We start from the raw sequence: 12,313 nt of genomic DNA on the forward strand, positions 1-12,313 counted from the left end.
GCGGCCCCTACTTGCTCGCGTCAAGGGCTAGCCCGCCGGTTCTGCTTAGATTCCAACTAATTAGCCGCACGGTACCACGGCGGCCTGAATTGACGCTCACAGGCGCCGCGGGCAGTGCCCTAGCGTGGGCGCCCACGGCTTGTTTTCAGCAAGGCCCAGCTCACCAACTGCGCCGAGTACGGCTGCGGCTTCAGGCCCAGGCACTTCGCAAACACCCTCGAAAAAAGCCCGCTGCCTGCGCCGGTTGACCGGCGCAGGCAGCGGGCTTTTGAGCGATGGACAAGGGGTGCCTTCTAAAGCAGGCGGAGCGCCTAGCTAGGCCCGCGGCTATTTAGGGTCTTCCGCTTTCTTCTCGAAGGCCCGCCAGTCGAGCTCGCCGCTCTCCTTGCGGCGCAGGAAGTACGACTGGTCGTCGTCCTTGTTTTTGCCAAAGGTGAGGTCGCCGCGGCACGAGAGGCATTTCACGGAGGTGTACTTGAACTTGCCCTGCGCCACGCGCGAGGTTAAATCGAGGTTGTCGGAGCCGCAGAGGCCACAGGCGGCCACGTCGGGAAAGCTCAGGCGGTCGTACTCAGCCACGGCTTCGTGCAGGTTGCCGCCCTGCACGGTGAAGTGAAACTGGCGGCGCCCGATGCGCTTGGTTGTCATTAACTGTAACATGGAAAAGGGGCGTCTGGTTGACGGCTTAAAGATACGGATTTTTCATAATGCGGCCAATAATATTAGATTTTTTAACCTAATATTATTGGCAATTATTGCCGCACGAAGCGCACTGTCTGCGCCGCGCCGCCCGCTACTGGTTGCACCGTGCAGAGGTAGGCGCCCGGCGCCAGCGCCCCGCCCGGCAGGCGTAGCGCCACCGTGGCGGCGGGGCTAGCCGGCAGCAGCAGCTCGCCCACCAGGGCGCCTTTCACATCGCGCACCCGCACGCGCAGCACCTGGCCGCGCAGGCTGGCGGGCAGGGCCAGCATCAGCTCGTCGAGGTGGCTGGGGTTGGGGAAGATGGCTAGCCCGGCCGCGGCGGCCGTAGCCCCTTTAGCCGCGAGCGGCGCGCCGGGGTGCAGCAGGTTATACGAGGCCGCGAAGCTGACAATGCCGTAGCCCAGCGTGTTGTCGGGGTTTTGGGCCTGCGAGGCGCCGGCTTCGAGGGCCTGAATGACCTGCTGAGCGCTCAGCGTGGGGTTGGCCTGCCAGAACCCGGCTACTAGCCCCGCCAGCTCGGGGCAGGCGTAGGAGGTACCGTTGCCGCGCACGGCCACCCCGCTCGGGGCCAGCACGGCCGAGGCCACGCCCATGCTGGCGAGCGTGGGCTTGAGGCGGCCATCGGCCGTGGGGCCGTAGGAGCTGAAGCCGGCGTGGTTGCGCAGCGAGTCAACCGCCCCCACCGAGATAATGCTGTCGGCATCGGCGGGCACCCCGATGTAGTGCCAGCTGTTGTTGCCGTCGTTGCCGGCCGAGTTTACGACCACGATGCCGGCGCGGGCGGCCCCCAGCGCCGCCAGGCTGGCTATGGCCGTGCGGCCGTTGAGCTGGGCGTAGGTGTGCGAGAGGGCGGGGTCATCAAACGTATTATACCCCAGCGACGAGCTGATGACATCGACCCCCGCCGAGTCGGCGTACTCGGCGGCGGCCAGCCAGTTGGCTTCCTCCATCGGCGACTCGCTGGCCACGTCTTCCGTAATGCAGAGGTGGAAGGTGGCGCGGGGAGCCGTGCCCACGTAGTAGCCCGGCAGCTCGCCGCCGATGAGGCTGAGACAGGCCGTGCCGTGACCATTGCGCTGGTATACGCTTCGGCCGCCATCCACAAAGTTGCGGGTGCCGGCCACGCGGCCTTGGGTCTGGATATTTTGCAGGGCCGTAATCTGGTCGGCGCCCGGAAAGCCGGCGTCGAAGATGGCAATCTGCATTCCCTCGCCCCGGTAGCCGGCATCTTGCATGGCCACGGCCCCGATGAGCTGGTTTTGGGCGTAGGCTTTGCCGTAGGTGGCGCGGGGGCTGGCGGGCGCGGCCGGCGCGGGGGTCGGGGTTACGGCGCCCGCCGGGGCCGGGGCCTGCGGCAGCACCCGGCTCAGTAGCTGCGCGCTGCGCACGGCTGGCAGCTGCTGCACCCGGGCCAGGGTGGCCGAGTCGCAGGCCAGCACGGCGCCGTTGAGCCAGCGCGAGGTAAACACCACCTGCGGCTGGCCGCTCACGGCGCGCACCTGCGCCAGGTAGGCGGGGCTCACCGGCAAGTCGCGCGGGCGCACCGCAATGCCCTGGCGGCTGCGCCGGGCCAGCGCCCGCGCCGAGAGAAACTGCTGGGGCTGGCCCACGGTGTAGGGCGTGCCGGCTTTGTCCTTAAAGTACACGAAGTAGCGGCGCACCTGGCCCGTTTGGGCCTGGCTGGCCGGGGCCGCGCCCAGCAGCGTGGCGAGCAGCAGGGCCGCCGGCCAAAATAGTTTTTTCATATCCTAGAGAATCAGGCCGGCTAAATTAGGGCATTTGCCCTGCGCCGCCCGGCTTACAAAAAACCAGCCGGCCAGCCTGCTCCGAAGCAGACCCGCCGGCTGGCAGCTGTCTCAACCGCCGGGCGGTCTAAATTGTGCCCGTTTCGAGCAGCACTTCGCGGTGGGCTATGCCACGCTGCACGTCCTTGTAATACGTTTCGGTGCCATCGGCCGGATTGGTCGTGTAAAGCGCGTAGCCGTAGCGCCGCCGCACCACTAGCCCCACGCCCTGGGCATACACCTGCTGGTAGCCGCTGCGCCGCCGCAGGCCGTCGTTGTCCTGGGCCGCAAAGAGCTTGTACGTGGCCACCGTATTGTCATAGGTTTTGGCTGGCTGGCCGCTAAAGGCGGGCACTGTGTAGGGCCCGCCCACGCTAGGCCCGTAAAACCGCTTCAGGCTGATAATCGTGTCGGGCGAAGCCGTAAAGGCGCTGTCGTTCCAGCCCTTACCGGCCCGGGCGGGGTAAATCAGCTCCACGGTGCGCACGTTGTTTTGGGTAAGCAGCACGGCCCGCGCCGAGGGCTGCACGATGAGCACGCTGTCATCGGCCCAGCCGGCGCTGGCCGTGGCCCGCCGCGAGCGCACGAGCCGGTAGGCCGGCTGGCCGGCCGCGTCGGTAAACTGCTCGGCCACGCGCTCGCGCAGCTGGTAGCTCGTCACGCTCACGCGGGCATTGGTCCACACCGAGTCGGTGACGGCGTAGGTGCGGTAGGTGCCCACCACCACCGGAAAATAATCGGCCACCGGGTTGGGCACCACCGACTCGTGGCGGCAGCCGGCCAGCAGCACCGGCAACGCTACCAAGGCGCCCCACCGGGTATTTTTTAGCGCGGATAACAAGCGAAAACGCAAATTCATACAAAAAAATCTGTCCATAAAAATACCTTGCCGGCCACCCACGGCGGCAGCCGGCAAGGTACTAACGGTCAACCATAACGCCCGGGGCGCTGGCCTGGCCAGCACCGCTCCGCCGGCTAGGCCAGCGCTTCGGCGGCCGGGGCCGCCACGGGCACCTCGCCTATCACGTGGCGCTGAATCCAGCCACCGCCCAGCACGTCGTCGCCGTCGTAGAACACGGCCGCCTGGCCGGGCGTGATGGCGTGCACCGGCTCGGGAAAGTAGATGTTAATTGTGTCGCCCAGCTGCTCCAGAAATGCCGGCGAGCCGGCGTGGTGGTAGCGCACCTTCACCACGGCCGGCACCAGGCCCCGGCCTTCGAGGCTGGCCAGCTTGCCCATGTTGAGCTTGTGCACGGTGGTAGCGGTGCTGGCCAGCTCGTCGTAGTTGCCCAGTACCACTTCGTTGGTTTCAGGCCGAATGGCCGTGACATAAGCCGGAAAGCCCAGCGCAATGCCCAGCCCCTTGCGCTGCCCTATCGTGTAGAAGGGGTAGCCCTCGTGGCCGCCCAGGTCGCGGCCGTCGCGGTCCACGAAGCGGCCGCCGGCCACGCGCTCCTCCAGGCCCGGCACGCGGCGGCGCAGGAAGCTGCGGTAGTCGTTGTCGGGGATAAAGCAGATTTCGTAGCTCTCGGGCTTATTTACGAGGGCCGTGAAGCCGCGACGCCGCGCCTCGTCGTAAATCTCGCTCTTGCGCATGGCCCCCAGCGGAAACAGCGTGCGGCTCAGGCTCTGCTGCGTCACGCCCCACAGCGCATAGCTCTGGTCCTTGGTTGAGTCGAGGCCTTTGCTCACGATAAAGCGCCCGCTAGCCTCATCCTGCCGGATTTGGGCGTAGTGGCCGGTGGCGATGAACTCGCAGCCAAGCTGGTCGGCGCGGCGCAGCAGCGCATCCCACTTAATGTGGGTGTTGCAGAGCACGCAGGGGTTGGGGGTGCGGCCGGCCAGGTATTCTTCGGTGAAATTGTCGATGACAAAATCGCCGAACTCCTCCCGAATATCAATAATGTAGTGCGGAAAGCCCAGGCGCACGGCAATGTCGCGGGCATCGTTGATGGAGTCGAGCGAGCAGCAGCCGGTTTCTTTTTTCGAGCCGCCGGCGCTGGCGTAGTCCCAGGTTTTCATCGTCATGCCGACGACTTCGTAGCCGGCTTCGTGCAGCAGCACGGCGGCCACCGACGAGTCGATGCCGCCACTCATGGCCACGAGTACGCGGCCCTTGGTTGGGGTTGGGGTCATTAAGAGGGCTAGCCACTCAGGGAGGTGAATGTTCCGACTGGCGCCAGTACAAAGGTAATTCTGAATTATAAATTATGAATTATGAATTGGCGAGGCTGAGTCAGGCGCGTGCTGCCGTTTACCAGCTCCCGCACCAACCCGGCTTACTTTTGTGCCCTGCCACAATTCATAATTCATACTTAAAGGAAATGTCTCTTGCCATTCCCGTGCTCGTGCGCGGCATCAATAACCTGTCCGACGCCCGCTACTGCGCCGGCATGGGCGCCCAGGGTCTCATTTTCACGCTCGATGCCAACCTGCCCGACGCCGTAGCCGCCGCTACCGCCCGCGAGCTGGCCGGCTGGGTGGCCGGCGTCGATATCATCGGCGAGTTTGGCCACGTGGCCGGCCCCGAAATCAACCGCCTGGTCGAAGAATGCGGCCTCACCGGCGTGCTGCTGCGCCTCGACCGCGCCCGCCAGGCCTGGCCCGAGGGGCTGGCAGTGCCCGCTTTGGTAGAGGTGCCCGCTGACCTTATTATCAAGCAGGAGCACTTTGCCGCCGCGCTGGCCGACCTCACGGCGGCCTTTCCGCAGGGCTTCGCGCTCTTTACCACCCCGCCCCACTACTACCCCAACGACTACGCCTACTGGCACCAGCTAGCCCGCCAGGCGCCGCTGTGGCTGGCCGGCCCCACCGACCCTACCGAGGCGGCCGACCTGGCCCAGCAGGTGCACCCCGCCGGCCTCATCCTGGCCGGCGGCCACGAAATAAAGCCCGGCCTGCGCGACTTCACCGAGCTTGAAGCCGTGTTTGAGGCCCTGGAAGAGGCCTAGTCTGCTGTATACCAGCGCTCGTAGAAGCCCGTGGCTGCCCAACCACGGGCTTCGTTTTTTTCAGTCGAAGGGGGGCCAAGGCCCCGGGGCTGCCCCTGTTTTTTACAGCGAAAACCGCACGTACTTAATGGGCACGCCCACGGCGCGGTACTTGCCCTCGAAGTGCGTTTGGATGGCCTGGGCGGCTTCGAAGGCGGGGTCGGTTTCGGCGTAGAGGTCGCGGGTGGCTACCTCAATTCGGGCGCCGGGGCGGCTGGCCAGCACCTCCAGCGTGTAGTCGTAGAGGCCCTCGCTGTCGGTTTTGAGCTGGGCCACGCCGCCGGGGGCCAGCAGCGCCTGGTACTGGGTGAGGAAGCGCGGCGAGGTGAGGCGGCGCTTGATGTCGCGGTCGCGGGGGCGCGGGTCCGGAAAGGTTATCCAGATTTCGCTAAGCTCACCGGGCGCAAAATGCTCGCTGAGCTGGTGGGCCATGAGGCGCAGAAAACCCACGTTGCGGAGGCCCAAAGCCTCGGCGCGGGTGCTGCCGCGCCAAATGCGCTCGCCCTTGATGTCGAGGCCCAGGAAGTTTTGCGCAGGATGGCGCTGGGCCAGGCCCACGGTGTACTCGCCCTTGCCGCAGCCTACTTCGAGCACCAGCGGGTGGTCGTTGTGAAAAAAATCGCCGCGCCAGTGCCCGGCCAGGCGGCCAAACGTGGCTTTGCCCGGCTCTACGATGTCGGGGCGGGTGGCATTGTCGGCAAAGCGCTGGAGTTTGATACGGGGCACGGCAGGCGTTTTTTAGCTAAAAAGGGCTGCAAAAGTACGGCCGGCGCCTACTTCTCGGGCGGGGCGGCCCGGTCTTCCTCCACGCCCTCCACTACCCCGCCCACGTACTTGCCCACGATGACGCTGACCACGAACAGGTCGTAGAAGTGCCCGATTAGCCCGAGCAGCACGGTGGCCTTGCGGGCCACGTTGCTCAGGGGCACAATGTCGCCGTAGCCCACGGTGAGCAGCGTTACAAAGCTGAAGTAATTGAGTGCCTGCACGGTACCCGGCTCGGGCGGCACGTTGGCAAAAGCGCCCGGCTGCAGCACGTCGATGAGGATGAACAAGAACGTGCCCACCATGCCCAGCAGCACGAAGCCGCACATGGTAGCCGCCAGCAGCTCGGCCGATACCCGCCCCGCGCCCAGCACTTTACGGAAAATCCGCAGCGTAATGGAAAAGCAGAACACGCTGTAAACCACGCCGGTGTAGGCGCGCACCGACGGCCAGCCCCGAAGCTGGGCGGTGCCTTCCAGGCCCAGCACCACCAGCAGGCACAGCAGCAGCAGCCACGGCCGCTCTTCGGCAAAGACCAGCACGCCCACGGCCAGGTTTTGCAGCAGCAGGGCGGCAAATAAGTGCGGGTCGACAGTAGCCGGCGCAAAGCCCGAGCCTAGCACCAGCAGCAGTAGGCTGGCCATCAGCAGCTTGTAGCGATGCCGGGCCAGCCGGGCGTAGGGACGGCGCAGGTAGCTCATGGGCGGGGCGGCCGGTAAAGGCCGGGCGCGAAAATACGCGCTAGCCCTGCTCGTACAGTTCCGCCACTTCGGCCACCACGAAGGTGCTGCCACCGATAAATACCACGTCGTCGGGTCCGGCCGCCGCCCTAGCGGCCGCCACGGCCACCGGCACCGGCCCGTAGGCCCGCCCCGCCAGCCCCTGGGCCGCAGCCAGCGCCGCCAGTGCTTCGGCCGGCAGGGCCCGCGGAATATCGGCCTGGCAGAAATAATACGTGGCCTGGCGCGGCAGCAGGGCCAGCACCTGGGCCACGTCCTTGTCATTGACGGTGCCGATAACCAGGTGCAAGTGCCGGTGCGGCACCCTGGCCAGCTGCGCCAGCACCAGGCGCAGGCCGCCCTCGTTGTGGCCGGTATCGGCCACCACCAGCGGGTGCTGGCCAATGATGCTCCAGCGCCCGCGCAAGCCCGTGAGGCGCGTGACCTCGCGCAGGCCCTGGCGCACGGCGCTTTCGGGAATCGTAAAGCCCTGAGCGCGCAGCTCGTCAAGGGTGGCCAGCACGCCGGGCAGGTTCAGGCGCTGGTAGTCGCCGAGCAGGCCTAGCTGCACGCCTTCTAAAGAGAGTTGACCTTCGCGGTACACATTCAGTACTTGGGTACCTCTGGCATAGTCCTCGGGAGTAGTTTCGCCAGTGGGCCGGACTTCGTATCGCGCGTCGGCAAACAGCAGCGGGCTAGCCGCCTGCCGGGCTTTGGCTTCGAAAACCGGCGCCACCTCGGGCTGGGTCTGGCTGATGACGACGGGCCGGCCAGGCTTGATGATGCCCGCTTTCTCGCCCGCAATCTCGGGCAGCGTGTTGCCCAGCATGGCCTGATGGTCGTAGCTAATGTTAGTTATCAACGACACCAGCGGCGTGATGATGTTGGTAGAATCGAGCCGCCCCCCTAGCCCCACTTCCACCACGGCCACATCAACCTGCTCGGCGGCAAAGTAGTCGAAGGCCAGCGCCACGCACATCTCAAAAAACGAGGGCTGCACCTCAGTAAACAGCTGCTGGTGGCTAGCCACCCACTGCACGAGGTAGGCGGGGGCTAGCTCCTGCCCGTTCACCCGAATGCGCTCGGTGAACTCGCGCAGGTGCGGCGAGGTATAGAGGCCCACCTTGTAGCCCGCGCTTTGCAGCACCGCCGCCAGCAGATGCGAGGAGGAACCCTTGCCGTTGGTGCCGGCCACGTGCACGCTCCGAAACTTGGTTTCGGGGTGGCCCAGCGCGGCGGCCAGGGCCTCCGTATTGCCCAAGCCTTTCTTGAAGCCCGCCGCCCCCACGCGTTGGTACATGGGTAGTTGTGCATAAAGCCAAGCCAGGGTTTCGGGGTAATTCATAACAGCAACCTACTAAAAAGCTATTGCGAGCGCTGCGCGGCAATTGCATCCCAGCCATCCCGCGCTGGTGCGATTGCCGCACAGGGCTCGCAATAATATAAAGAGTTATCCGAGCAATTTTCAACGCACCGAATAGCGGAAGCGGTAGTACCCAACCGCGCCGCCGTCCTTGCCATTCACGTTGCGGAAGGTTGCCTTTTGCAGCGCGTCGCGCACCGCCTGCGTTTGCTCCGGCGACAGGTTACCCGTTACTTTCGTGACCGATACCACGTCGCCGTCGTTGTTAATAACAATGCGAAAGCGGGCCTCCCCAGGGTTGTCGTCCAGCTTCGGAATATCGGGCACGTTATCTACGGCCCAGCCGCTCATTTCCAAGCCACTACCCCCCCCCGCGCCGGGGCGCGAGCCGCTGCCGCCGCTGCCCGGCTCGCCGTAGAGGGCCTTGGCATTGAGCGAGCCCCTGGGGTCGCCCTGGTCGCCCACGGTGCCGGGGTGGTCGCCATTGCTATTGCCGGTGGGCGCGCTGCTGCTGCCATTTACGCCGTTGCCGCCAGCCACGCCGGCGGCGCTGCCCTTGGGCGTGTAGAGCGTGCGGGGCTGCTCGCGGGGCTTGGGCGTTTCGCGCACCACTTCGGGCGCGGGCTTGGGGGCGGCTTTCTCCACGGGCGGCACAGTGGCGCCGGCGTCTTCGGCCTCGCTGGTAATTACTTTTTCCTGGGCGGCAGGCTGGGCGGGGGCGCTGGCCTCCACGCGGGGCTGGGCAGGCTGGGGCGTGGGGCTGGGCTGGGCGGCGGGGGGGCGCGAATCTTCGCGGTTTTGCGAGGCGTTGGCGGTAGCCATCGTCTGAATATCGCCCGAACCAGCCTCGTCGAGACCATAGTTCAGCTCCACGCCATCGCCACCCAGCGCCTCCAGCGGCGGGTTGGGGCCGTTAAACTTCAGGAAAAAGCAGAGCAGAGCCAGCAGCAGCAGCACGACCGCCGTGATGCCCAGAGCTTCGCGCCGGTGCTCTTCAGGATAATCGAGGGCCATTGTTTTTTAATTATGAATTTTGAATTATGAGTTATGAATTAAGGCGAGTGATGCCCTAAGGCTAACTCATAATTCATAATTTACAACTCATAATTATTTCCCGGCGGCCTGCTGCGATTGGGTGGCCATTACCATCTTCAGCTTCAGGCGGTTGCCGATTTCGAGTACGTCGACCAGCTTTTGCACGTTCAGGCCGGCATCGACGCGCAGCACTACGCTGGGCTGGGCCTCGGTGGGCTGGCCGGGCACGAGCAAAGCGCGCAGCTCGGGCTCGAGGGTGGCAGCCGTCACGGGCTTTCTGTTTACAAAGTACTCGCCGGCCGCGTTGATGCTTACCGTGATGGGTTGCTTCATCACCTGCTTGCTGCTCTTGGCATTGGGTAGCAACAGCTTGATAACGTTGGGGTTCACCATCGTGGACACAATCAGGAAGAACAGCATCAGGAAGAACATGATGTCGTTCATCGAACTGGTTTCGACGTGCGAAGAAGCGTGACGGCGGCGGGAGAGATTCACTGCGTTTGAATTATGAATTAAAAATTATGAATTATGAATTGAGGCTGCCGCTACGACAGAAACAAGTCATAATTTTTAATTCATAATTCCTAATTGTCTTGAAGAATATCCATAAACTCGATGGCCGAGTTTTCCATGCGAAACACCATGCGCTCGACCAGGATGCTGAGCCAATGGTAGCCAATGTGGGCGATAATGCCCACGATGAGGCCGGCCGCCGAAGTCACCATCTTGGTATAGAGGCCGCCCGCAATCTGGGTAATGCCAAACTCGCCACTGCTGGAAATGGCGTAGAAAATCTTGATAACGCCGATAATCGTGCCCACAAAGCCCAGCATGGGCGCAATGCCCGCGATAATGCCCAGGATGCTGATGTTCTTTTCGAGGCGGGCAATCTCAATCTTCCCCACGTTTTCGACGCTAGCCTCGATTTCAGTGATGGGCAAGCCGATGCGGCGCAAACCCTTTTCCACCATGCGGGCTAGCGGCGAGGGGTTTTGGGCGCAGTAAAGCTTGGCGCCCTGCAAATCGCCCTTCACCATGAGCGCCCGGATGCCGGTCATAAACGACTCGGGGTTGCCCCCGGCGCTACGAATGGTGAGGTAGCGCTCGGCGATGATGTAAATCGAAACAATGAGCAGCAGGAAGATGGGAAGCATTATCCAGCCACCGCGCAGAATGAGGTCGATAAGCGAGAGGCCGGGGGCCGCGTTGGCGGCGGCATTGGCCGCAGCAGCGGCCGTGTCGGTAGCCACGGAGGTAACGGCCGGGGCGGCTTGCAGCAGGAAAACGGACATTCAGCGAAGAAAGGTAGAACGAAGAAGCCGGGGCTAGCCCGGCAAAGGCTTACTTAATAAGGCAATACCGTCAGGCCTTTGTCGAAATGCGGATTTTGACGCAGGCGGTTAGCGGCAAGGGTAGCCGAGGGCTTATCGGCGAAGTCGATGGCCGAGAGGCGGTACAGCCGGCTGCCCCGGGGCGGCAGAATAACCTTGGCCGGCCGGCCGGCGTGGGCCAGGTTGCGGCGGCCTTCCTCGGCCCGGGCCAGCGAGCCGTAGGCGGCTACAATGAGGTAATAACGGCCGGTGCGGCTTTTAATTGTGGTAGCTGCATTGGCCGCTGCCGCCGCAGGGGCTAGCGGGGCGGGGGCAGCAGCGGGCGCCGCTACCGGCGCCGCGCGGTGCACCGGGGCTGCTTTGGGCACCAGCGCCAGGGCCTTGCTCGAAGCTACGTGCACGGTCGGCTGGCTAGCGGGGGCGGCGGGCGCAGCGGCGGGCCGGGGAGCCGTGGTGGCTACTACATAAGAGGTTGTGAGGGCGGGCGTACCGGGCTTGCGCAGGGCCAGGGGCACAGGCTTGGCCACATTGCTCTCATCGGCTAGGGCAATGGCGGCGGCGGCGGGCACTTTGCGGGCTTTCATGCGGGGCCGCACGGGGCTGGGCACGGCCGAGCGGCGGGCCAGCAGCGCATCTACCGGGTCGGTTTGGGCGGGGGCCGCCTGGGTCGGCGCGGGGGTAACTACGTGGGCCGCGGTGGCTTTCTTCTCCACCGCTGGCTTTTCCTCCGCTACTACGGCTGATTTTTCCGCCACTGCCGCTTCCTCGGCCAGGGGCTGGGCGGCGGGGCTAGCGGGCACTGTTACCGGCACCGCCGCGGGGGCCGTGAAGGTAGGCTGCGCCAGCGCGGCCTGCTGCGGCGCGGCGAGGCTGGCCGGCTGCTCCCAGCGGGGCAGGTGTCCCTGCCAGGCCGTGGGCAGCACGGTGGGGTGCAGATTCAATAAATACAATCCGGCTACGGCCAGGCCAGCCAATAGCCCAATGGCCGCGCCGGGCACCACGCGCCGCAGCCGCACGCCCCGGCCAGCCGAGCGCAGGCGCGGCACCAGCTGGGCCTGCTGCTCGCGGGCCAGGCGGGCATCGGTGACCGACACGGGGTGCACCGTAAGCTCGGGCAGGCCAAAAGCCGCCGTGAGCAGGTTGTCGGTGCCGGTGTACTCAAATTGCAGGCCCCGACCGGCCAGCTGGCGAAACACGCCAATGCCCGGCAGCTCGGTGCGCTGCTGGGTTTGCAAGTCGCGGTGCAGGGTGGCCACAGCCTGGCGCAGGGCCTCGCGGGCCTCGGCGGCGGGCACGTTCAGGTGCTGGCGCAGGGCGTCGACGAGCAGGCCATCGTTGCGGGTAAGCGCCTGATTGAAGGCTACCTGGCGGGTGGGCGGGCTCAGTACGTGCCGGCCGCCGGGCTGCACCCGGGCCGGCGTGTACTCGGCCACTAGGCCCCCAAAATCCGGAATTATCACGCAGTCGTGGTCGCGGAGCAGTGGGCGTAGGTGGTCGGCTAAATTCATCGGGCAAATAAGTTGGCGGGCGGGCAGATAAGCAGTTACGCGGCTAAAGTTAGGGCAGGGAAAAGCCAATTTCTTAGCGCTGCCCTACGCGGGCGCTGCAAGTAAATTGGCCAGGG

12 protein-coding genes are annotated in these 12,313 nt (G+C 65.0%); 1 reads left to right on the forward strand and 11 read right to left on the reverse strand.

Translation table 11 applies throughout. From position 1 onward, the window contains the following. Positions 1 to 327: 327 nt before the first annotated feature. The 4 genes from Q5H89_RS13190 to mnmA form a co-directional block, all read right to left on the reverse strand. Positions 328 to 660, reverse strand: coding sequence for a hypothetical protein (locus tag Q5H89_RS13190; RefSeq protein ID WP_305019794.1), 333 nt, complete (start codon positions 658 to 660; stop codon positions 328 to 330). A gap of 92 nt (positions 661 to 752) precedes the next feature. Then, entirely contained in the window at positions 753 to 2,447 is a 1,695-nt protein-coding gene (locus Q5H89_RS13195) for a S8 family serine peptidase (protein ID WP_305019795.1), read from the reverse strand. 127 nt (positions 2,448 to 2,574) lie between these two features. Next, a complete protein-coding gene (locus tag Q5H89_RS13200; protein WP_305019796.1) occupies positions 2,575 to 3,327 on the reverse strand; it encodes a hypothetical protein in 753 nt (250 codons plus the stop codon). Positions 3,328 to 3,461: 134 nt separating this feature from the next. Further along, the gene (gene mnmA, locus Q5H89_RS13205; protein ID WP_305019797.1) at positions 3,462 to 4,622 is read right to left on the reverse strand and encodes a tRNA 2-thiouridine(34) synthase MnmA; all 1,161 of its coding nucleotides are present in this window, start codon (positions 4,620 to 4,622) and stop codon (positions 3,462 to 3,464) included. 188 nt (positions 4,623 to 4,810) lie between these two features. On the opposite strand from mnmA, the gene Q5H89_RS13210 reads away from it, so the two are divergent. Beyond that, a complete protein-coding gene (locus tag Q5H89_RS13210; RefSeq protein WP_305019798.1) occupies positions 4,811 to 5,437 on the forward strand; it encodes a hypothetical protein in 627 nt (208 codons plus the stop codon). 102 nt (positions 5,438 to 5,539) lie between these two features. Here Q5H89_RS13210 and trmB read toward each other — a convergent pair whose 3' ends face one another. From trmB to Q5H89_RS13245, 7 genes are all read right to left on the reverse strand, one after another. Next, on the reverse strand, positions 5,540 to 6,202 hold the full coding sequence (trmB, locus tag Q5H89_RS13215) for a tRNA (guanosine(46)-N7)-methyltransferase TrmB (RefSeq protein ID WP_305019799.1): 663 nt from the start codon (positions 6,200 to 6,202) through the stop codon (positions 5,540 to 5,542). Positions 6,203 to 6,249: 47 nt separating this feature from the next. Next, complete coding sequence (locus Q5H89_RS13220; protein ID WP_305019800.1) at positions 6,250 to 6,942, reverse strand: potassium channel family protein; 693 nt, start codon at positions 6,940 to 6,942, stop codon at positions 6,250 to 6,252. Positions 6,943 to 6,982: 40 nt separating this feature from the next. Continuing rightward, the gene (locus tag Q5H89_RS13225) at positions 6,983 to 8,305 is read right to left on the reverse strand and encodes a bifunctional folylpolyglutamate synthase/dihydrofolate synthase (RefSeq protein ID WP_305019801.1); all 1,323 of its coding nucleotides are present in this window, start codon (positions 8,303 to 8,305) and stop codon (positions 6,983 to 6,985) included. A gap of 120 nt (positions 8,306 to 8,425) precedes the next feature. After that, positions 8,426 to 9,337, reverse strand: a complete 912-nt coding sequence (locus tag Q5H89_RS13230; RefSeq protein ID WP_305019802.1) for a hypothetical protein — start codon at positions 9,335 to 9,337, stop codon at positions 8,426 to 8,428. Between the two features lie 93 nt (positions 9,338 to 9,430). Continuing rightward, positions 9,431 to 9,853 (reverse strand): ExbD/TolR family protein, encoded by a 423-nt coding sequence (locus Q5H89_RS13235; protein WP_305019803.1) that lies wholly within the window; start codon positions 9,851 to 9,853, stop codon positions 9,431 to 9,433. 89 nt (positions 9,854 to 9,942) lie between these two features. Beyond that, positions 9,943 to 10,650, reverse strand: coding sequence for a MotA/TolQ/ExbB proton channel family protein (locus Q5H89_RS13240; RefSeq protein WP_305019804.1), 708 nt, complete (start codon positions 10,648 to 10,650; stop codon positions 9,943 to 9,945). Between the two features lie 53 nt (positions 10,651 to 10,703). Then, positions 10,704 to 12,197: an HU domain-containing protein gene (locus Q5H89_RS13245; RefSeq protein ID WP_305019805.1), complete on the reverse strand. Its 1,494-nt coding sequence runs from the start codon at positions 12,195 to 12,197 to the stop codon at positions 10,704 to 10,706. Between the last annotated feature and the right edge of the window lie 116 nt (positions 12,198 to 12,313).

It is taken from the genome of Hymenobacter cheonanensis, from assembly GCF_030581075.1.
GTDB lineage: Bacteria > Bacteroidota > Bacteroidia > Cytophagales > Hymenobacteraceae > Hymenobacter.